Source organism: Neomoorella stamsii (genome assembly GCF_002995805.1).
In the GTDB taxonomy this organism is placed as follows: domain Bacteria; phylum Bacillota; class DSM-521; order Neomoorellales; family Neomoorellaceae; genus Neomoorella; species Neomoorella stamsii.
Window position 1 is genome coordinate 1 of the sequence record NZ_PVXL01000067.1, and the last position, 20664, is coordinate 20664.

General features: G+C 57.0%; 18 protein-coding genes and 3 tRNA genes. 7 read left to right on the forward strand and 14 right to left on the reverse strand.

Annotated elements, in window-relative coordinates; translation table 11 throughout:
* Nucleotides 1-311: 311 nt before the first annotated feature.
* Nucleotides 312-1472, reverse strand: coding sequence for a DDE-type integrase/transposase/recombinase (locus MOST_RS14165; RefSeq protein ID WP_054937560.1), 1161 nt, complete (start codon nt 1470-1472; stop codon nt 312-314).
* Nucleotides 1473-1597: 125 nt separating this feature from the next.
* Between MOST_RS14165 and MOST_RS14170 the strand changes: the two genes are divergently transcribed.
* From MOST_RS14170 to MOST_RS14190, 5 genes are all read left to right on the forward strand, one after another.
* Nucleotides 1598-1673, forward strand: a tRNA-Lys gene (locus MOST_RS14170).
* A gap of 7 nt (nt 1674-1680) precedes the next feature.
* Nucleotides 1681-1755: transfer RNA gene (locus MOST_RS14175), tRNA-Glu, on the forward strand.
* 5 nt (nt 1756-1760) lie between these two features.
* Nucleotides 1761-1837: transfer RNA gene (locus tag MOST_RS14180), tRNA-Asp, on the forward strand.
* Between the two features lie 156 nt (nt 1838-1993).
* Nucleotides 1994-2254: a DUF4160 domain-containing protein gene (locus MOST_RS14185; protein ID WP_054937554.1), complete on the forward strand. Its 261-nt coding sequence runs from the start codon at nt 1994-1996 to the stop codon at nt 2252-2254.
* Nucleotides 2255-2268: 14 nt separating this feature from the next.
* Complete coding sequence (locus MOST_RS14190) at nt 2269-2553, forward strand: DUF2442 domain-containing protein (protein WP_054937553.1); 285 nt, start codon at nt 2269-2271, stop codon at nt 2551-2553.
* Nucleotides 2554-2648: 95 nt separating this feature from the next.
* Here MOST_RS14190 and MOST_RS14195 read toward each other — a convergent pair whose 3' ends face one another.
* The 13 genes from MOST_RS14195 to MOST_RS14260 all read right to left on the reverse strand — a co-directional run bounded on the left by MOST_RS14195 (nt 2649) and on the right by MOST_RS14260 (nt 17586).
* Nucleotides 2649-3350 (reverse strand): FadR/GntR family transcriptional regulator, encoded by a 702-nt coding sequence (locus tag MOST_RS14195; RefSeq protein WP_054937552.1) that lies wholly within the window; start codon nt 3348-3350, stop codon nt 2649-2651.
* A gap of 199 nt (nt 3351-3549) precedes the next feature.
* Nucleotides 3550-5736: an L-lactate dehydrogenase (quinone) large subunit LdhH gene (gene ldhH / locus MOST_RS14200; RefSeq protein ID WP_054937551.1), complete on the reverse strand. Its 2187-nt coding sequence runs from the start codon at nt 5734-5736 to the stop codon at nt 3550-3552.
* Nucleotides 5726-6289, reverse strand: coding sequence for a LutC/YkgG family protein (locus tag MOST_RS14205; protein ID WP_054937550.1), 564 nt, complete (start codon nt 6287-6289; stop codon nt 5726-5728). Before MOST_RS14205 ends, ldhH begins: the two co-directional genes overlap by 11 nt.
* A 67-nt stretch (nt 6290-6356) precedes the next feature.
* Nucleotides 6357-7772, reverse strand: coding sequence for a (Fe-S)-binding protein (locus MOST_RS14210; protein ID WP_083476744.1), 1416 nt, complete (start codon nt 7770-7772; stop codon nt 6357-6359).
* 281 nt (nt 7773-8053) lie between these two features.
* Nucleotides 8054-9337, reverse strand: coding sequence for an adenylosuccinate synthase (locus MOST_RS14220; protein ID WP_054937549.1), 1284 nt, complete (start codon nt 9335-9337; stop codon nt 8054-8056).
* 91 nt (nt 9338-9428) lie between these two features.
* Entirely contained in the window at nt 9429-10844 is a 1416-nt protein-coding gene (locus MOST_RS14225) for an NAD(P)/FAD-dependent oxidoreductase (protein ID WP_054937548.1), read from the reverse strand.
* A 200-nt stretch (nt 10845-11044) separates the two neighbouring features.
* Nucleotides 11045-11956 (reverse strand): DMT family transporter, encoded by a 912-nt coding sequence (locus MOST_RS14230; protein WP_054937547.1) that lies wholly within the window; start codon nt 11954-11956, stop codon nt 11045-11047.
* A gap of 219 nt (nt 11957-12175) precedes the next feature.
* Nucleotides 12176-13444: an SLC13 family permease gene (locus MOST_RS14235; protein WP_054937546.1), complete on the reverse strand. Its 1269-nt coding sequence runs from the start codon at nt 13442-13444 to the stop codon at nt 12176-12178.
* Nucleotides 13445-13566: 122 nt separating this feature from the next.
* Nucleotides 13567-14736, reverse strand: coding sequence for an aconitase family protein (locus MOST_RS14240; RefSeq protein ID WP_054937545.1), 1170 nt, complete (start codon nt 14734-14736; stop codon nt 13567-13569).
* 75 nt (nt 14737-14811) lie between these two features.
* The gene (locus MOST_RS14245; RefSeq protein WP_054937544.1) at nt 14812-15228 is read right to left on the reverse strand and encodes a 2-oxoacid:acceptor oxidoreductase family protein; all 417 of its coding nucleotides are present in this window, start codon (nt 15226-15228) and stop codon (nt 14812-14814) included.
* Nucleotides 15225-16097, reverse strand: coding sequence for a thiamine pyrophosphate-dependent enzyme (locus tag MOST_RS14250; protein ID WP_054937543.1), 873 nt, complete (start codon nt 16095-16097; stop codon nt 15225-15227). The genes MOST_RS14245 and MOST_RS14250 overlap by 4 nt, the downstream gene beginning before the upstream one ends.
* A 17-nt stretch (nt 16098-16114) precedes the next feature.
* Nucleotides 16115-17275 (reverse strand): transketolase C-terminal domain-containing protein, encoded by a 1161-nt coding sequence (locus tag MOST_RS14255; RefSeq protein ID WP_054937542.1) that lies wholly within the window; start codon nt 17273-17275, stop codon nt 16115-16117.
* Nucleotides 17276-17292: 17 nt separating this feature from the next.
* Entirely contained in the window at nt 17293-17586 is a 294-nt protein-coding gene (locus MOST_RS14260; RefSeq protein WP_054937541.1) for a 4Fe-4S binding protein, read from the reverse strand.
* Nucleotides 17587-18093: 507 nt separating this feature from the next.
* Between MOST_RS14260 and MOST_RS14265 the strand changes: the two genes are divergently transcribed.
* Complete coding sequence (locus MOST_RS14265) at nt 18094-20028, forward strand: sigma 54-interacting transcriptional regulator (protein WP_054937558.1); 1935 nt, start codon at nt 18094-18096, stop codon at nt 20026-20028.
* A 27-nt stretch (nt 20029-20055) separates the two neighbouring features.
* Nucleotides 20056-20655, forward strand: coding sequence for a hypothetical protein (locus MOST_RS14270; RefSeq protein ID WP_054937540.1), 600 nt, complete (start codon nt 20056-20058; stop codon nt 20653-20655).
* Nucleotides 20656-20664 lie beyond the last annotated feature (9 nt).

The window sequence follows — 20664 nt, forward strand, 5'->3', positions numbered from 1 at the left end:
CCCCCCCCCCCCCCCCCCCGTGTCAACTCATATAAAAACCTTACCGAATGAAGAAGGCTCACTCAAATAAAAACCTAACCTAAAAGGCTATAGTTGAAGGATGGATATTCTTCATCATCTCCTTTCAGCCTTAGAGCCAGTGGATATGTGGGCAACTCGTAGCGAAGCGAAGGGTTGTCCAAGCGGGTGTGGACCTATATAGGTAATCACGAGGAGAAGGTAGTACTTATAACGGACTATACGGTACTACTGGAGAAACGCTATTTCTGCCTCATGGGTTTACAAGTTCACACCGGCGGATATCCACAGGCTTAATGAACTGCTTGATTTTCTTGAGAAGACTTAGCAGAGCCTTTAGCCAGTAATTCTTCCAGTTGACGGTGAAGAGCAAGGGGATTGATTGCCTGCAGTTGGCGCTGTAATTTAGCCTTAGTTTGAGCGTCTAGTACACCAGCCTCTATCAAGCGTTGGAAAGGGGTCCGAGCTATGTCATAGGTTTTACGCACATGGGTACCGCGACGTTCCTTAGTAACTACTTTACGCATTGGTAAAAACAAGTTAACATAGATATCCAGGTAGGAGTAGACCTCATTAAGCCATGTCACGGCCTCAGGAGTGTCATAACGCTCATAGCCAACGATCTCTCGAACGAACTGGCGATTTTTCTGCTCAACATGGGCATTATCGTTTTTGCGGTAGGGCCGGCTACGTGTAAAGGTAAGCCCATTTTGCTGGCAAAAACGGATCAGTTGGGCACTTAAGAACTCACTACCGTTATCGCTATGCAGGCCCAAAGGCTTAACAGGCCATTCGTTAAGAATAGCTTTCAACTCGCGAAAAACGGCAGCCTGTCCGCGGCCAAGGATAGCCCTCCGGCGACTGTAACCCGTCACCACATCGACGACGGTGATTGTGTAGGCAAAATGGCCCAGGGAAGAACCGCCATTATGCTCAACCAGGTCAACTTCAAGGGCTCCGGGGCGGTTCTCATCCCAATCATAGCACTCTATTGGCACCTCGGTATGAAGCCTGGAACCAGGTTTCTGGTGCGGCAGGGTACGTTTAGGCTTAGGGGAGCGCCACTTAGCTATTCTTCTGGCTAAAGTAGACCGGCTAATCTGAGCTAGCTGCTCACGTATCTGAGGCGTAAGGAAAAGCTCCCCGTGGCTGGCCAGGAGCTCAGCGGTGGATAGCAGTACTGGATGCAGGCGTTCAGCACAGGGATAGTCCAGAGCCTTCCAAACAAGCTGGATAGCGGGAAGCGCCTCTAAATACTTTAATGGCTTAGTTCGCTTTCTAGGCGGCTTTTTGGCAGGTATAGGGTTATTTAAAACTTGAATAGCATACTTACGGTTATACCCAAGCATTTTGACGACCTCGTCGATTATCTGGGATTTGTCGGCCCGGGAGATGGCCTGACGGTAACGCTGATGCATATTGCTTAAATACTCACGGCGACTATCTAATGACATCCTCAATACACATCCCCTCGGTAAGATTTCGCCGTGAGTGAGCCGAACTCCCTTCGGTTATATTTTAACTGAGTGATCGCGTACCCTTGACAGGGACGATATAAGTGTGTAATATAGTGACCTGTGGGCCATTAGCTCAGGCGGTAGAGCACCTGACTTTTAATCAGGGTGTCGGTGGTTCGAATCCACCATGGCTCACCAGACATATGGCCCGTTGGTCAAGAGGTTAAGACACGAGCCTTTCACGCTCGTAACGGGGGTTCGATTCCCCCACGGGTCACCAAACCAGGAGCCGTAGTGTAGCGGTCTAACATGCCGGCCTGTCACGCCGGAGATCGCGGGTTCAATTCCCGTCGGCTCCGCCAGGAAAGAATGAAGCCCCGAAACGGGGCTTTTTTGATACGTATAGCATGGTATAATAAGAGTACAGGCATAAGCAGTTTTTAGGGAATGATGAGACTGTAATAATTTTCGAGAATGTACCGGCCGGGGTTTGCAGGCAATGCGGGAAGGTGTTTTCTATGGTACAAATTAGCTGGTTCTATGGCATCAAGATTTCAATGTTTTATGACGAACATTTACCGCCTCATTTCCACGTAGAATACGGAGAATACCATGCCATTGTTGATATTCAAAAGGCGGTAATTATTAAAGGCCAGCTTCCAAAAAAACAGGCAAGTTTGGTTATAGCATGGACTTTATTGCACCAGGATGAATTAATGGATAACTGGCATAATGCTTATCATAAGAAAGAGCTGTTTAAAATTGATCCCCTCAGATAGGAGCGTTGATAAACATGATTCCACCGGCATTAATACAGGTATATGCTGATAAAGAAAGGGATTACGCCATTATCTGCCAGTTCGTTGACGGCAAAGTGACCCGCTACGATATGAAAAATCTCTTATATGGGGTTTTTGAACCCCTGAAAAACAAAGATGTGTTTAAAAACACTTTAACAATCCTGGATAATACGGCTGCATGGGATTTAGCAGGAAAAAGGGATGAAACAAACTGCCTGACCATTGATCCCTGGACATTATATAATGCCGAAGATATAACCGGCGATATGATTCATTAGATCCACCTGGATGTCCCCGGTGGGTCTAATGCATATTATCCCGCCTCTTTGACTGCCAGGACTCTTTGACAAAGAAGATCCGGGCGGCAGTTCTCCTATTCCCTTTGCAATTCTCGCTCGACAAAACGCAGGTGCTCGCAGATGGCCCTCCGGGCGGCGCGGGGGTTGTGGGCTTTGATGGCTTCGTAAATGCGTTGGTGCTGCTCAAAGAGCAGTTCCAGGTTGCCAGTGGTGGTATAGAGACGCTGGCGGCTAGTACGCAGGGCCTGGCGCATGGTGTAGGAAACGGTGTGCATGAGCCTGGCCAGGACGGAATTGCGGGCCGCTTCAGCTATGGCCAGGTGAAAACGCAGGTCGGCCTCTTCTCCCAGGGTGCCCTTTCGCAGGTCTCGCTCCATTTCCTTTAAAATCTCGGCCATTTTTTCTAAATCCTCCGGCCCGGCGCGGCGGGCCGCGAGATGCGCGGCCTCGCCTTCCAGGGCCTGGCGGGCCTCCAGGAGTTCCATGGCTGCCTGGCGGTCCAGGAGTAAAGCCATGGCGAGAGGTTCCACGATGGCGCCATTACGGATATTGCGCACAAAGGTCCCTTCACCCGGCCGGATATCGATAACCCCCATAGCGGCCAGGGCGCTCAAGGCTTCCCGGACGGAGGCGCGGCTGACGGCCAGGCGTTCGGACAGTTCCCGCTCCGAAGGTAAGCGATCCCCGGGTTTCAGGTTGCCCTCGCCAATAAGGTCCTTGATCTGCTGGACGATTTCTTCATATATTTTTTTGGGCCGGATGGGCCTCAGGTCCACCTCTGTCCTCACCTCTAAAAAACAGCTTGTCTAAGGACGGCATTAAGTCCGGAAAGGACGGGTTTCCCTCGAGCTGCAGGTTTTTATTTCATTCCTGTTTACACCATACCTCTATCGAGATTACCTGTCCCGGGTGTTGTCGAAAACTGGGTATCATTTGATCAGTATTAATGTGACTGCATCCCTTTCTGTAGCCTTTTCAATCTTTAGCGGTCGCAAGTATCTCGGCCGTGTGTTTAACCTGGACATCACTTCCCATCTGGTCCAGGCCGCCGCGGAGCTGAAGGACGCAGCCAGGGCAATCTACGGCCACCACTTCCGCGCCGCTTGCAACAATATTTTTCAGCTTGCGCTCCAGGATGGGCCTGCTGATTTCCGGGTACTTGATACTGTAGGAGCCGCCGAAACCGCAGCAGCGGTCGCTTTCTTTCATTTCCACCAGTTCTAACCCCGGCTGGCCCTGCAAAACCCGACGCGCCACCCGCTCCAGTCCCAGGTGCCGCTTGAAGTGGCAGGAATCATGGTAGGTGACTTTGACTGTCCCGACAGCAGCAGGCCCGGGAGGCTTGCCGGGCTTACTTTCCTGAAGTTGCTCCTGCTGCCCGCCGGTCAATTCATTGACCAGTTCGGTGAAGTCCTTGACCTTCGCCGCCAGGGCCTGTGCCCGCCCCTCCCAGGCCGGGTCTCCGGCCAGGAGCTCGGGGAAGTCCTTCTTAAGGGCCACGGCGCAGGTGGGACAGGCGGTAACGATTACCTCAGCACTAGCGCCTTCCAGGGCAGCAATATTTTGTTTAGCCAGTTTAACCGCCGTCTCCCGGTCACCGGCGTAAGCTGCCGGAGCGCCGCAGCAGGCCTGTTCCTGGGGGAAGACTACCTGCACCCCTTCCCGGCCCAGGACGCGATAGACGGCCTCGCCGATCTCCGGGTAGGCAAAATCAATGACGCAGCCGCTGTAGAAGGCGGCCCGGAGATGGGAGTTGCTCAAGGGCCGTTCCAGGTCCTTCACCCGGTCCCGCAAAGGCACCCGGGCAATGGCCGGCAGGCTGCGCCCTTCCGTGAGATTGCTGAAGAAGAGGGGCAGGTGCCGGATGAGGGGCCGGCCATGGGTTACCGGGCCCTGGAGATGGGCAGCGGCCCGGAGCAGGGTATGCATGAGTCTCGGCTTGGCCACCACCCCGTGGAGGGCAATGCGGTAGCCGCCGGAAAGGCCCTGCTTCCTGACGACCCGCTCCCGCAGCTTCAATACCAGGTCGGGGATGTTAATCTTCGCCGGGCAGACCTCAGCACAGCGCCGGCAGCCGATGCACAGGCTCTGGGGGTCGGCGGCATCTTCCAGGGAGTTAAAGAAGGCCGTAAGGATGCTGCCAATGCCGCCGCTGTAAACATAACCGTAGACCTGGCCGCTGACCAGCTGGAAGACAGGGCAGACATTGGTACAGGAGGCGCAGCGGATACACTGCAGGGCTTCCTTGAAGACCGGGTCGGCAGCCATTCTGGTGCGGCCGTTGTCCAGGAGAACAACGTGCAGCTCCTTAATCCCTTCGCCATCCCCCTTCCAGGCCGGGACCGGGCCGGTAATCATGGTCACGTAGCTGGTAATGGGCTGGGCCGTCCCGCTGCGGGGCAGGGCCTCCAGTATGGGGACGATATCTTTAATGCCGGGCACCAGCTTCTCATAGCCGACAATGGCCACGTGCACCGGCGGGACGGTAGTGGCCAGGCGGGCGTTGCCTTCATTGGTGCAGATGACGATGGTCCCCGTCTCGGCCACGGCAATGTTGGCGCCGCTGATGCCCATGCCGGCGGTCAGGAATTTTTTCCTCAGCTCCCGGCGGGCGATGCGGACCATATTTTTAATATCCGGTTCCACCGGCTCATTCAGGTAACGGCTGAAGACCCGGGCCACCTCTTCCTTGGGCAGGTGGATGGCCGGCATGACCATGTGGGAGGGCCTTTCTCCCGGCATGAGCTGCAGGATCCACTCGGCCAGGTCGGTCTCATGGGGGTTGATGCCCCGCTCCTGGAGGTACGCGTTGAGGTGGATCTCTTCCGAAGCAAAGGACTTGGACTTGACGATATCGGTAACGCCGTGTTCTTTAGCTACCTGGTAGATATATTCCCTGGCGGCCGCTGCGTCCTTAGCGCGGAATACCTTGCCGCCACGGGCCTCCACCGCCCGGGTGAACTGGTCGGCCAGTTCCTCGTAACGGCCGGCGGCATCAGCCTTGATAGCGGCAATCCTCTGCCTTAAGGATTCAAAATCCCGACCGGCATAGACCTGCTCCCGGGAAACAATGTAAGCGTCGGCAAAGCGCTCCAGTGCCCCGCGCAGGCTGGCATTGTCCAAAGCCCGGCGAATACGCTGCTTGAATTCTTTACCGGCCATGGCGGTCACCTCCGTTATTGCCCACCAGGATAATCAGCAGCCTTTCCGGGCCGTGCACCCCAATGGTCAGGCTACGTTCAATGTCGGCCGTGCGGCTGGGACCTGTGACCAGGGTGAAATAACCCGGCCAGGTCCCCCGGGCCAGGTAGGCGTCGATTACCTCCGTGAGACTGGCCCGCAACTGCTCCACCGGCAGGAGAGCGACGCAGGTCAGGGGCAACATGGCCGCCAGGCGGGTTTTCAGGTCAGTGGCGTCCATGGCCAGGGTTCCCGTCTCGGCAATGCCATAATCAAACTCAACAATGCCAGTATCGGCCTGGCGGGCAAACTCGGCCCCATCCTTCTCAATACTGAACCCCGCCTGGCTCAGGGCCTTTTCCACCCCTGCTGTCTTCACCAGGGGAGAATCTACCAGGGCTATCTTTCCCCCCAGGGGGCGTAAAATTTCTGCCAGTTTAGGGCCAACCTCTCCCGGGCCAGCTACCGGGATTACCTGGGCCCCCATGGCTTCGGCTCTATTGGTGAAGGAAGTAAGGAGTTCCTGCGAATGCAAAGGAAACCCTCCCTGCAGATTGGATGTTGGGAGTTGGATATGAAAGTAGGTACCTGATAAAATCCGGTCAAGCCGGTTCCGGCCCCGGTTCGCAAGCTTTTCCCACCTCTTGCCTCTTGCCTCTCACCTCTTTTACAACGTAAGCCTGCTCCAGTACCTGGACGACGTGGAGGACCCGCGGCGAAAGCCCCGCCTGGGCCAGGCCGTCTTCCAGCTGCATGCGGCAGGCCGGGCAGCCAGTAACTACCGTATCAGCCCCGGTGGCCTTGATGGCCGCCACTTTGTGGGCCTGGACCTGCATGGACATGTCGTAATTGGTCAGGCTGAAGGAACCGGCGCTGCCGCAGCAGCGGTCGGCATTTTTCATTTCCCGGAACTCCAGGCCAGGGATGGAGCGTAAAACCTGCCGCGGTTCATTGCTAATACCCTGGCCGCGCACCAGGTGACAGGGATCATGGTAGGTCACCTTGAGGGGCAGGCCGGCGGCAGGCCGGCGGTAGTCGATCTCCAGCAGCAGCTCGCTGATATCCCTGGTCCTAGCGGCCATGACCCGGGCCGCCTCTCCCTGGAAGCTATTCTCGAGGAGTTGCGGGTAAAAATGCTTCCAGGCCTCGCCGCAGGTGGCGCAGGCCACCACCAGGTAGTCAAAGTTATGGCGCTGGAAAATCTGCAGGTTGGAAGCGGCCATTTCCCGGGCCACCGGGACGTCGCCATGTACCAGGGTCGGGATACCGCAGCAGTGCTGGTCCTGGGGGATTATAACCTCCACGTCGTTGGCCAGCAGCACGTTGACCACCGCCCGGGCGGTATCGGTGTAGATATAATTTTCCAGGCAACCGGTGAAAAAGGCCGCCCGGGCCCTGGCTTTAACCGGCTGCATCACTTCCGGGAACTCTTCCCTCAGGGTCTTCCTGGCCAGGGGCGGTAACACCCGCCGCAGTTCCAGCCCGATGGGGAAGCGGGGGTTACAGCGCTGGATTTCAGGCCGGTAACGCAGGGGCAGGGACTGGAAACGGCGGCCGGTTTTCAGGGCCCTGTCAAAAAACCAGGGGCGCTTCAAGCCCTGGAAGATTACTTTTTTTACCCAGGGCAGGCCTTTTTCCCGCACCATAGCCGCCCGGGCAGCCAAGACTACCGTATCGACCCGGACGCCGCTGGGGCAATTGGAGACGCAGGCCATACAGGTGAGACAAAAGAGCAACTTCTCGGCCAGGGAGTGGGTGGCCGGTATCTCTCCCCTGAGGTAGGCGTAGGCCAGTTGGACCTTGCCCCGGGCTACCGCCGCCTCCCGCAGGGTTTCTTTATATAAAGGGCAGACCGCCTGGCAGTTGCCGCACTTCATGCATTTGGCCATTTCCTCTTCTACCAGGGCCAGGTCATCGAAAGGATTCAAGGCAGATCGCTCCTTTTCCGGAAGGGGGCCTACCAGCTTCCCCGGGGTTAAGATCCCCAGGGGGTCTAGGGCCTGCTTGAGCCGCTGCATAACGGCAACGCCACTGGCGCCAGATTCCGGTGTATCCGCTCCATTTCTTCCTGGTAGCGCTCATCACAAGTAATGGTCGAGTGCAGGTTGCCTTCGCAATGGTCTGGCAATTTTGTCCGGCCTGACCACCTGATGGTTCTATTATACCATTTTTTTGCGGCAATTCAATAAGTATTTTGCCCGAAATAAAAAAGAACTGGCCTGGCAAGCCAGTTATAAAACTCCACCCACCCCGGGCTCGGCGACGAATAGCGAAGCCGGGCGTTTCGTTACAGGCAGGGCTAGAAAACATCTTCCACCACAATGGTCTGGTCCCGGCGCGGGCCGACGGCAATGAGATGAACGGGCACGCCGACCAGTTCTTCCAGCCGCCGGATGTAGCTGCGGCAGGCAGCAGGCAGGTCCGCCAGGGACCTAGCTGCAGTGATATCTTCCTGCCAGCCGGGGACTTCTTCGTAAACGGGCTCACACTGCTGCAGGACCTTCAAGCTGGCAGGGAAATCCCGGATTATCTCGCCGCCGTAACGGTAGCCGGTACAAATGCGTAAAGGATCAATTCCCGTCAGGACATCCAGCTTGGTCAGGGCGATGCCCGTCAAGCCGTTGACTTCGGCTGCATGGCGCAAGATAACCGTATCCAGCCAGCCGCAGCGGCGCGGCCGCCCGGTGGTGGTGCCATACTCCCTTCCCTGCTCCCTTAAAGTATCGCCAATCCTCCCCGTTACTTCAGCCGGGAAGGGCCCGGCTCCTACCCGGGTGGTATAGGCCTTGGCCACCCCCAGGACCTTAGTGATCTTCGTCGGGCCGACACCGGCACCGATGCAGGCCCCGCCAGCCGTCGGGTAGGAAGAAGTAACAAAGGGATAAGTCCCCTGGTCCAGGTCCAGGAGGGTCCCCTGGGCACCTTCAAAGAGGACCCTGCGGCCGTCCTTTAAAGCCTCGTTAACCAGGCGGACGGTATCGGCAATGAGGGGCCTCAGGCGCCTGGCATAGCCGGTATATTCATCCAAGATGACTTCCAGGTCGTAACCCGGCCGGTCGTAAATTTTAGCCAGCACCTCGTTGACTGCCGCCAGATTGCGGGTAAGTTTCCCGCGAAATTCCTCCCAGTCCAGGAGATCTCCTACCCGGATGCCCGTCCGGGCCGTTTTATCCACATAGGACGGGCCAATGCCCCGTTTGGTGGTGCCAATCTGGGCTTCACCCCGGCGCTCTTCCTCGGCAGCATCCAGGCCCTTGTGGTAAGGTAAAATGAGGTGGGCCCGGTCGCTGATCCTCAAACTTGAGGTATCTATACCCCGCTCCGCCAGGCCATCCAGTTCCTGTACCAGGACGGCAGGGTCGACCACTACACCATTGCCAATAAGGCAGAGCTTGCCGGGGTAGAGGATACCGGAAGGTACCAGGTGCAGTTTGAACTCCTGTTCCCCGACCATGACCGTATGGCCGGCGTTGCTCCCTCCCTGGTAACGAACCACCACTTCGGCCTTTTCCGCCAGGTAATCGGTAATTTTGCCCTTGCCCTCGTCGCCCCACTGGGCTCCCACCAGGACTACCGCTGCCATGCAAGCACCGCCTTTCAATATTATTGTTGTTTGTGTGTTTGTTTCAATACCCACCCGGTTGGAAGCCGGGCGCAACCCGCCGCCACCCTTGTTAATTTTTACCCTGATCACTAAGGGTCAGGGTACTAGCCATAATGGCCCGGGCGGCAATGACGCCGGCCGCCGAAGCCTGGGCCAGGCCGCGGGTAACGCCGGCACCATCACCGGCAGCATACAGGCCGCGGATATTTGTTTCCAATTCCTGGCTTAAATTTAACCGGGAAGAGTAAAATTTAACCTCCACGCCATAAAGCAGGGTGTGCCGGGAGTAAACCCCCGGTGCGATCTTATCCATGGCCGCCAGCATCTCTACAATGGCTGTCAGGTGGCGGTAAGGGAAGACCAGGGACAGGTCGCCTGGCGTCGCCTCGGTCAGGGTCGGTGTCACCAGACCCTTTTCCAGACGATCGGCTGTGGTCCGCCGCCCCGACAGGAGATCTCCCAGGCGCTGGACCAGGACACCGCCGCCCAGGAGGTTGGCCAGCCGGGCCACATAACGGCCGTAGGCAATGGGTTCCTTGAATGGCTCGGTAAAGGTCTTGCTAACCAGCAGTGCAAAGTTGGTATTGTTAGTCTTTTTGTCAGCATAGGAATGGCCGTTCACCGTCACCAGGCCCTCATTATTTTCCAGCACTACTTCCCCATAGGGGTTCATGCAGAAGGTCCGTACTCGATCGTCAAATTTCCGCGAGTAGAAGATAAATTTGGATTCGTAGATGACGCTGGTCAGGTGCTCCATGACGGCCGCCGGTACTTCCACCCGCACGCCGATGTCCACAGGATTGACGGCCAGCTTCAGGTTTAGCCCGGCAGCCACCCGGCGCAGCCAGTCGGCTCCTTCCCGGCCCGGGGCCAGGACCACATAACGGGCGCTGATCTCTTCACCCTGCCGGGTAACCACCCCGCTGACCCGGTTATCATCTACCAGGATTTCCTCAACCGGCGTGTCCGTGCGCACCTCTACGCCATGCTCCTCCAGGTAATCCTTCATGGCCTGGAGGATCTCCTGGGTGCGCCCGGTACCCAGGTGGCGGATGGGAGCCGGGATCAACTTCAAGTCCGCGAGTATTGCCTGGCGCTGGATATCTGCAATCCGCTCATCCTCGAGACTGCCGTAGACCTTTTCCGGCGCCCCGAAATGGCGGTAAACGCCATCGACATAATCGATTAAAGCCGTAACTTCCCGCTCCGGTATATATTCACTCAGCCAGCCGCCCACTTCCGGCGACAGTGTTAACTTGCCATCACTGAAGGCTCCGGCTCCTCCCCAGCCGGATACTACCGAGCAGGGGTTGCAGTGCAGGCAGCTGGAACGCGTTTCCTTGGACGGGCACACCCGGCGTTTTAAGCCGTGGCCTTTCTCCAGGATCAGCACTTTGAGCCCGCTTCTCTGCCGCACCAGCTCCAGGGCGGTGAAAATCCCTGCCGGGCCGGCGCCAACGATGACCACATCATATTTTCCAGCCATCCGTCTCCCCTCCTCAACCTGTTTCCGGGCAAAAAAATAGCCCCTTCACCGGGATTAGCCAGAACAACATTATAATTTTACCAGACCGTTTGCGGAGCGTCAAGGAAAATTACGGACCGGCATTTTTGTCCCGGCCAACTCCATGTCGCCAGGCAGCATCACTACAGGATGAAAGGTAGACAGTTGCTGCCAGGGCCTGCTTATTTACCGACCAAAACAGATCCCTCTTTTCCACGGGCCGGCGCCGTAGCCCCCAGGTTCACGGTGATAATCCCCAGCGCCACCAGGGCCAGCCCCAGGAGCAAGTTCAGGGTCAATTTCTCGCCTAGCAGCAGAGTGCTGAAGGTAACGCCAAAAACCGGGACCAGGAAAAGGTAAACGCTCGTCTGGCTGGCCGGGTAGCGGGCCTGGATAGTTAAAAGGACGGCAAAGCCCAGGGCCGAGGTGAAGATAGAAGTGTAGAGGATGATCCCTATAGCCGGCAGCGTCCAGGAGAAGCGCAGGCCATGATCAGCCAGGGCGGCTACAGGGAGTAACACCAGGGAACCATAAAGCATCTGGTAAGCAGTTACCACCAGCTTGTCCTGGTTTTTAAAGGCTGCTTTCAGGTAAACGCTGGCCAGTCCCCAGCTGACGGAACCGCCCAGGAGAACAAGGATGCCAAGGAATTCAGACCGCGTTAAATGTACCTGCCAGGGATTCACCACCAGGATAAGTCCCCCAAAACCAATGATTAGACCGGTTACCTGTTTCCAGGTCAGGTTTTCCTTTAATAGTAAAAAGGCCAAAAAAGTGAAGAAGAAAGGATAACTGTACAATACCACGGAAGTTATACCGCTTTTTACCAGGCTGATGCCCAAATGGAGGGCCCCACCCATAATAGTCGTCTGCAAAAGACCCAGGAGCATTAAGGGCCAGAAATCCTGCCCGGCATGCCATATCTTACCCTGTCGCCTGGCTGCCAGGGCACAGAGGCAAGTTGCCCCCAGGAAAAAACGCCAGGCGCCGAAGGATACAGGCGGGATATATCTGCTCCCTATCTTCATAATTGGAAACGTCAGCCCCCAGATCAGGGTAACCAGGAGCAAGAGATAGATATGTTTGGCCTTCAAGATAACCACTTCCCTTATGGAGCCAGGGGGTGACGGTAGCCCGCCGTTGCACTTTTTAATTATACGCCCCTTGTTTCCATAAAGCAATTACTTTGACCAGGTAAATCCGGCCAGCGTCCCGGAGGAAATAAAAACCGCCCACCTGTAAAAGGTGGACGGCTTGCCTGGCAAAGAATAGGGTGGAGAGAGTCAACGTACCGCCGGTCGCGGGAGGAAGTATCAGGGCAGGCGCAGGACGGTAAAGGCCAGCCAGCTGATGACTGCACCAATTACTGACATGGACAGGCCCCAGATGAGCATATCCCGGAAAAGTTTGGTCTTGTTAGTCTTCTCCCCGGCATTGGCCAGGAAGACGGCACCGGTTGTTGATAAGGGGCTCAGGTCAGTGAGGAAGCCGCAGACAATGATGGCCGACAGTAAGGGCATGAGGGCTGTGCTACCTACTTTTTCTAGTAAGACTGGCGCCAAGGGGATAAAGGCCGGCAAAATAACGCCGGTGGTACTGGCATAGGCGGAAAGCAACCCGGCAATAAAACCGGCTACCAGGGTTACCGTCCAGGCGTTGGAGATCTGGGCTATAATGGAAGCAAACAGATCCATACCGCCGATTTTTTCCATCAGCTTAACCAGTACCGTCACGCCGGTGACCATAACAATGGTTCCCCAGGGCATGGCCTTAATGGCTTTCCCTTCATCGACAACCTTCAGCAGGGATAAAATAGCGCCAATGAGGAAGGCCCCCAGGCCAATGTCCAGCTTAAAGAAGAGGGCGCCAATGATGAGAACGCCAATGCCGCCAAGGGTTAAAAGTTGAGCCTGGGTAAAGGGTTCTACCTGGATGTTCATCAGGGTTTGCCGCTGGCCGGAATCTTTGACCCGCAAGAGTTTAAGGCCGCCAAAGAGCACATAAGCAATAACGGCTACCGCCAGGTGCCCGATAAGCATGTTCAACCACAGGATGCCACTGACTCCAGTAAGGCCCATTTTTTCTACTAAACCGGCGGTAATAACCCCTGGAGGGGCAATGGGCGACATGGCCCCGGCCTGGGCACCGTTACCGACTACCAGGGCCATCAGGAGCGGCGAGATACCAACTTCCTCCGCCAAGAGCATGGCCGGCGCGGCCATTAAGGCAGAGATGGTTATCTGGCCGGGCCCCATGGCCGACAGGCCAAAAGCTACGAAGAAGAAAGCAATGGGCAATAAAGCAACATTGCCGCGGACAGCTTTGACAGCGTACTTGGTTATTTTTTCCAAGGTGCCATTAACCTGGGCAATGGCAAAGAGATAAGTTACCCCGGCCAGCATGATGAACAGGCTGGTGGGATAGCCTTTTATAATATCTTTGACGCTCTCCCCGCCAATATAGTGACCGACAACCAGGGACAGCCCTATAGCCAGGGTGCCAATATTAAGGGAAGTAGTAATACTAATTATAATGGCAACCACCAGGGCTACAAGCGAAATTACGGGAAGTACACCCTCCATTAACTTTACCCTCCTTTGTTGCTCCCAGTTGTTTCAAAATTGATTACTCGTTTACGACGATATATTAGATTGGCTAAATTCAGGTCATCACCTCCTTTGTCCTGCCGGCCATTTTCTGGCGGTTAACCACCGGCAATAGCTCCGGCGGCTGCCGCCAGGCCGGCCGAACGGGGCGAGGCCAGGTAAATTTCGGCCTCTGGGGAGCCCATACGGCCGGTGGTGTTGCGGACAGTAGCTGCCAGGGCGCGGTCGCCGGGAGCCAGCAGGCCGGCATGTTGCCCCGGGCACGGACCACAACCGGGAGGCAGGATTATGGCCCCCTGTTCCCGTAAGTCTTTGCCCAATCCCCGGGCTTCCATCTCCTCCAGGACCGCCCGGGAGGCAGGTACTACTAGCAGGGTGATATCTTGGTGGACAGGTTTCCCGCCCAGCCCGACCGCCAGTTCCTCCATATCCTCCAGGCGGCCGCTCCCGCACCCCCCCACCAGGACCTGAGTCAGAGGCAGGCCGGTCATCTCCCTTAATGGGTGAACGTTAGCCGGCGCCGGCGGGCAGGCCACCAGGGATTCCACGGCAGCAGCATCAATGGTTAAATCAGCCACGGCCACCCCTTCTCCCGGCGGGACAATCAGCCCTGTAAGACCATCCATCTCGCCTATCAAGTTACAGACGCTCATCCGTCCTGATGGAGAAAGCTGCCACACCCCCTCTCCCTGTAACAGAAGGGCTTTATTCTTCAGAGCGCCGCCCCCCAACCGGCGGAGGAGTTCCAAGCCCAGGTCCCGCGATGATACTCCAAGCGGCAAATTACCCTCAACCGTCACAATTACTACTTCCGGCACCGTTAGCTGCAATTGCCCTGTAAGGAGTACCGGCACCAACTCGGCCGGAGTGAGGGAAAAAGCTATCGCTCCAAAGGCCCCGGCGGTGGCCACGTGGCCGTCGGCGCCGGCAATGATCATCCCGGCCCGGGGGGTAAATCTTTCCGCCACCACCTGGTGGAGTACTCCTTCGCCCCGGCCAAAGAGGTGGATGCCCTCCCGGCGGGCAAAGGCCTTCATTTCCTGGTGTAGTTGCCGGCTGGCTACCGTTGGCGCCGGCAAGGTGTGGTCCAGGGTAAAAACAACCCGCTCCGGGTAGGCCACCCTCTCGCCCTCGGGCCAGACGGCCAGGACCTTGCCGGCACTGCCGTCATGGCCCAGGATGAGGTCGACGTTGATGGTTATCTCTTCCCCTGGCGCTACCTGCCCTTTACCGGCAGCAGCCGCCAGGGATTTAAAAAGAAAGTTCATCGGTACACCTGGCCTCCTGTGAAAGTTGGCATTATTGACGCTCACTCCCCGGCCCTTGCAGGGCGGCCCGGGGTTCTAACCCTGGTCCCTCCAGAACCCCTCCAGGGTCGCGAGAAGGGCCTGCTGTTTATCTCCCGCCGGGGCAACAGGGGTAAATTTAAACTTCTTCCCCTTTTCCCCCAGGGCCTCAGGGCCAATCCCCATGGCCAACACCATGCCGCCATCCTGCAGCCCTTTAGTGACATCCGTTACCGCCAGCAAGCTGTTGTCCAGGACCACCACCGCATCCGGGCTGCTGGCGTTGGCCGAACGTTCGCGGATAAAATTATTATCAATACGGACCACAGCATACATAGGCGCTCCGGGCCGGTAGGCGCCAAAGTTTTCAAAGACCTGGACATATTTGCCTGCTGCCAGGGCAGCCTGCGCTACTTTACCGGCCAGGGCCGCCACCGGCTGGCCGTAACGGCCGTGAAAGCGGATTTCGATCATGACTGCACCTCCTGGAAGCGGCGATCAACTTCGGCCTGGAGGGCGGCAATAGCCGCTTCATCCATGGTTTTAAAGCGCCCCTGGAGCCGCAGGTAGTCCCCGACCGGTATACGGCGTTCCGGGACGACTGTCACCCGCCGCCGGCCGCCTATCTCTTCATAAAGCTGCCACAGGCCGCACTCTACTGCCAGGCGGGCAAGCTGCACCGTCTGGTCCTCCTTAATGCCCCAGCCTTTAAAGCAGGGGGCCAGGATGTGGATATAGCGGAAGCCCTGTATTTCCCTGGCCTTCTGGAATTTCTGGATCAGGTCCAGGGGGTAGGCGACTGAAGCCGTGGCCAGGTAAGCCGGGTGATGAGCGGCCATGATAGCCAGCATATCCTTCCGCGGGGTCGGCTTCCCGGTGGGTGTGTCAGGTGTGACCGCCAGGTAAGGGGTAACACTGCCGGCCTGGCCGCCGGTATTCATATAAGTTTCATTATCGTAGCAGACGTGGATAATATTCTCCTGGCGTTCGGCCGCCCCTGTCAGGGACTGGAAACCGATGTCGGCCGTCCCGGCATCACCGGCCCAGGAGACGACATTGACATCTTTAATTCCCTGGATGTCCAGGGCCGCCCGGATACCGGAAGCGACGGCCGGGGCACACTCAAAGAGGGAGTGGTAAAAAGGTATCTCCCAGGCGGTACTTAAACCCGAACCGCCAATGGTGGCCATACAGGAAGCTGGAATGGTAATAATGGTCCGCGGGCCCAGGGCCTTCAAGGCCTGGCGCGCCGCCAGGGCCGCGCCGCAGCCGCGGCACCCGCCGTGACCGCCGGTGAAAAGCTCGGTTTCTGGTACTTCAGCTAAACTATTAATTAGTTCCATAATTTCTCACCTCCGGCCTACAGGCCGTACCATTGATAGGATGCCGGGGCCGTCCCGGCTCCCAGCTGCTCGCGCACCTGCCGGTAAATACGGGTCAGGTCTTCCACTCCCACATCCCGGCCCCCCAGGCCCAGGATGTAGCTGTAAACCGGCGCGGTTGTCCGGCCGTACAGGCCGGCCCGCAGTTCCCGGGCCAGGGCGCCGCCTGCACCGTAGACAATATTTTTATCCAGGGCGACTATAGCTTGAGCTGCCTGTAAACTCTCCCGTACCGCTGCTGCCGGGAAGGGCCGGAAGAGGCGGATCTTCAGCAGGCCGGCCTTTTCCCCTGCCGCCCTTAAAGCGTCAACCGCAATCCGGGCCGTACTTACCAGGGAGCCCATGGCCACCAGGACAATTGCGGCATCCTCCAGCCGGTAGCCCGTTACCGGGCCGCCCCAGTCCCGGCCCGCCAGGGTAGCGTAAGCCGCGCTGACTTCCTGCAGGACTTCGCCCGCCCGCTGCAGGGCGGCATCCTGGTGGTATTTATAGTCCATATACAGTTCCGGGCCGGTAACGGTATTGACGGCCAGGGGGTTATTTACATCCAGGACCGGCCGCCGCACCAGGGGCAGGAAGGTGTCCACCGCCTCCTGCTCCGGCAGGTCCACGGTTTCCCGGGTATGGGACTGGATGTAGCCCTCATAGTTGACCATTACCGGCAGGCGCACCCGCTCGTCTTCCCCCAGGCGAAAGGCCTGGAGGAGGCTGTCCAGGACTTCCTGGTTGTTCTCGCAGAAGAGCTGCACCCACCCGGATGCCTCCTGGGCCACCACGTCCCCGTGTTCCGGGAAGCGGCTGTGGGGAGCCGCCAGGGCCCGATTAACGACGGCCATGACCACCGGCTGGCGCAGGCCGGAAACATGGTAGAGGACCTCGCTCATATAGGCCAGGCCCTGGGAATTGGTGATTAGAAAGGACCTGGCCCCGGCCATGGTCGCCCCCAGGGCCGCCGCCAGGGCACTGTGGTCGGACTCTACCCGGACAAAATTACATTTAAGACTGCCTTCAGTTATAAACTGCGTTATCTTTTCCATAACCGGCGCCGCCGGCGTAATGGGGTAGGAAGCCAGGACTTCTACCCGGGCCAGGCGGGCGGCATGGGCGGCAGCTTCGTTCCCGTTTAATAACTGGCGCATTTTCTTTCACTCCCTGCTTACTTCTCAATAACCCCCCGGTTGCCGGCATATTCCGGAACCATGGTGATAGCCCGGACGGGACACTCGACGGCGCAGATACCGCAGCCTTTGCAAAAATGCAAATCCACCCTAACCTCCCCTTTATCTACCGTCAGGGCAGCGTCCGGGCAGTACAGCAGGCACTCGCGACAGAGATTACACTTTTGTTGATCAATGACCGGCCGCTGTTCGCGGATGCGCTCCATGGCCGCCCCGGCGGCCATGGTACCCGGCCTGGCCGAGGGTACCACTGGTAGTTCTTTAGCTGCCACTTTTAGTTACCTCCTCCGTTATAACTCTTACTATGCCTCCAGGCGGGGGGTAGATTTGCCCGCCTGCCACGAGAGACTTCCGGGATACAGACATCCATTTAATAATGCAAGTTCCATGCCAGGCCGGGAAAAACCGGCTGAAAATTTTTACCCGTCTTACAACCGTTGCTATTTAAAGGTCCTGAGAAAAAGAAAAACCGACCGCAGTAGCCGGCCGGGAATCCTCGTGTTTCATTAATATTACATTTACAATTATCTGTAACGTTTATCTATGTTTCACTGCAATACCAACAGAGAGCCCGAATTATCTTCTCAACAGCCTCTGGTCTTTTATGCCCGCCATCTTGGGGGGTTAACCAAATTTTCAAACCCGCAAGGAAAAACTGTTTAAACGTCGAATAGTAACTCTAAAGCCCGTAATGTTTCATCTTTGTAACGAAAAACACTTCCTGCAGGTGGCCACCTGCTGTCGCAACTGCAAGAATGAAAATCAGGAGGAACAGGTTGGTGGCGGAAATTGCCTTTATTGCTCCCTATGAAGACCTGGCCCACATCGCCCGCCAGGTGAGCCTGGAGCTGGGCCTGGACCTGTCCATCCACGTTGCCCGGGTAGAAGAAGGGGCCAACCTGGCCCGCGACCTGGCTAGAAACGGTTGCCAGGTAATAGTCAGCCGCGGCGTGACGGCCTGGCTCATCCAGCAGGCCGTGGACCTCCCGGTGGTAGATGTGCCCATTGGCGGCTACGACATCCTGCGGGCCTATTACCAGGCCAAACAATTCGGCGGTCCGATTGGCATCGCCGACGTCCCTGATGTCATCCAGGGCCTGGAGAGCCTGGAAACCATCCTGGGAGATACTTTCCTCAAGTACACCCTGAAAAACCAGGATGATGACATCCGGCGGGGCATCATGGCCCTCAAGGAGGCCGGCGCCGAAGTAATCATTGGGAAAATTGCCATGGCCCGCGAGGCGCGCAATTTTGGCTTAAACAGCGTTATAATCACTTCCGGGAAGGAAACAGTCTACCAGGCCCTCAAGGAGGCCCAGCGGGTGTTACAGGTCCGCCAGCAGGAGAAACGCCGGGCCGAACAATTCAAGGCTATCCTGGATTTTGCCTACGACGGCATCATCGCCCTGGATGAAGAAGGCCGGATTACCGTCTTTAACCCCGTGGCGGAAAAGCTCTCCGGCTGGCGCGCCGAGGATGCTATCGGCCGCCCGGTGACGGAAGTCATTCCCGCCGCCCAGTGCCATATCTTGCTGCAAACAGGCAGACCGGAACTGGGGGAACTGTTGGACATCGGCAATACCCGGGTGGTGGCCAACCGGGTACCCATCATTGTCGACGGCCGCACCGTAGGAGTGGTAACTACTTTCCAGAATATTTCCAGCCTGCAAAGCCTGGAGCACAAGGTCCGGCGCCGGCTGGCCGGGCGCGGCCACGTGGCCAAGTATACCTTTGCCGACATCCTTGGTGAAAGCCCATCCTTAAAGGAATCCGTGCGCCTGGCCCGGGAGTACGCCGCCGTCCAGTCAACGGTCCTCATCCACGGCGAGACAGGTTCGGGCAAGGAAATGTTCGCCCATGCCATCCACCTGGCCGGCCCCCGGCAGAATGGTCCCTTTGTTGCCGTCAACTGCGCCGCCCTGCCGGAAAACCTCCTGGAAAGCGAACTTTTTGGCTACGCCGAAGGGGCCTTTACCGGCGCCCGCAAAGGTGGCAAGCCCGGCCTTTTCGAACTGGCCCACGAGGGGACCATCTTCCTGGATGAAATCGGGGAAATGTCGCCCCGCCTTCAAGCCCGGGTACTGCGGGTCCTGGAAGAGGGGGAGATCATGCGCCTGGGGGATGACCGCATCATCCCCGTCAACGTGAGGGTTATTGCTGCCACCCACCGGAATCTCGCGCAGATGGTCAAGGAACAGGCCTTCCGGGAAGACCTTTACTACCGCATCAACGTCCTTAACCTGGAAATCCCGCCTTTGCGGGAGCGCGGGGCCGATGTGCTCCTCCTGGCCGAACATTTCCTCCAGGAATTCTGCCGCCAATTGCAGCGGCCGGCAGGGAACCTCACGCCGGAGGCAGCCAGGGAGTTGCTCCAGTACCAGTGGCCGGGAAACATCCGGGAGCTGCGCAACTGCATGGAACGCCTGGCCTTACGCTGCCATGGGACCACCATCAGCGCTGCTGAAGTTCGCCAGGCCCTGGGGTTGGTAACAGTGCCGGAGCCGGAGGTCCCCGGAGAAGGCGCAGCAGGAGAAGGAAGGATAAAAAGATTGGCTGGCCAGGTGAGCACCCTGGAGCGCGGGTTGATTAAACGCGTCCTGGCCGAAGCGGGAGGCAATAAGGCCGAAGCCGCCCGCCGCTTAGGTGTCAGCCGCACCACCCTGTGGCGGAAGTTAAAAGAGGAAAATAAGATAGACAAAGCTGGTAAAGCATAGTAAGATGTTATTAGAGGAGCGAAAGGGGTGGCAGCTATGGCTGAAGAAGCCCGGCAGGAGATAGTTTCTGGAAGGCGGGAAGCTGCTGCAGGAGAGGAAAAACTGGCGGACTTTGGCTTTTACCTGCTGGTGGATAGAATAAGTAATGTCAAAGGCGATCTGCAAAAGCAGCTCGTTGACACTAAAGACACCCTGGCAGACAGGATAAATAATGTCAAAAACGATCTACAAAAACAAATCAGCGACACCAAGGATGGCCTTGAAGCCAAGATAAATAACGTCAAAAGCGACCTGCAGAAGCAAATCAGCGACACTAAAGAGGGCCTTGAGGCCAAGATAAGTAATCTCAATAGCGATCTACAAAAACAAATCAGCGACACCAAGGATGACCTTGGGGCCAAGATAAGTAATGTAAAAAACGATCTACAAAAGCAAATAAGTGATACTAAAGAAGCCCAGGAAGCCAGGTTTGACAATAAAATTGAAGCCCTACGCCAGGAAGTAAAAAATGATATCAACCGTCTTGATGGCAAACTGGATAATACACGGTGGTGGAGCGTAGCCACATTCTTTGCTGTCCTGTTAGGTTCACTGGCAATTGCTTACTCCATATATTTCGCAAAGTAATAGAAAAAT

Coding starts and splice junctions, on each gene's coding strand:
- MOST_RS14165 (WP_054937560.1), bottom strand. CDS start 1,472: ATGTCATTAGATAGTCGCCGTGAGTATTTAAGCAATATGCATCAGCGT.
- MOST_RS14185 (WP_054937554.1), top strand. CDS start 1,994: ATGGTACAAATTAGCTGGTTCTATGGCATCAAGATTTCAATGTTTTAT.
- MOST_RS14190 (WP_054937553.1), top strand. CDS start 2,269: ATGATTCCACCGGCATTAATACAGGTATATGCTGATAAAGAAAGGGAT.
- ldhH (WP_054937551.1), bottom strand. CDS start 5,736: ATGGCCGGTAAAGAATTCAAGCAGCGTATTCGCCGGGCTTTGGACAAT.
- MOST_RS14210 (WP_083476744.1), bottom strand. CDS start 7,772: ATGCAGCGGCTCAAGCAGGCCCTAGACCCCCTGGGGATCTTAACCCCG.
- MOST_RS14220 (WP_054937549.1), bottom strand. CDS start 9,337: ATGGCAGCGGTAGTCCTGGTGGGAGCCCAGTGGGGCGACGAGGGCAAG.
- MOST_RS14225 (WP_054937548.1), bottom strand. CDS start 10,844: ATGGCTGGAAAATATGATGTGGTCATCGTTGGCGCCGGCCCGGCAGGG.
- MOST_RS14235 (WP_054937546.1), bottom strand. CDS start 13,444: ATGGAGGGTGTACTTCCCGTAATTTCGCTTGTAGCCCTGGTGGTTGCC.
- MOST_RS14240 (WP_054937545.1), bottom strand. CDS start 14,736: ATGAACTTTCTTTTTAAATCCCTGGCGGCTGCTGCCGGTAAAGGGCAG.
- MOST_RS14245 (WP_054937544.1), bottom strand. CDS start 15,228: ATGATCGAAATCCGCTTTCACGGCCGTTACGGCCAGCCGGTGGCGGCC.
- MOST_RS14250 (WP_054937543.1), bottom strand. CDS start 16,097: ATGGAACTAATTAATAGTTTAGCTGAAGTACCAGAAACCGAGCTTTTC.
- MOST_RS14255 (WP_054937542.1), bottom strand. CDS start 17,275: ATGCGCCAGTTATTAAACGGGAACGAAGCTGCCGCCCATGCCGCCCGC.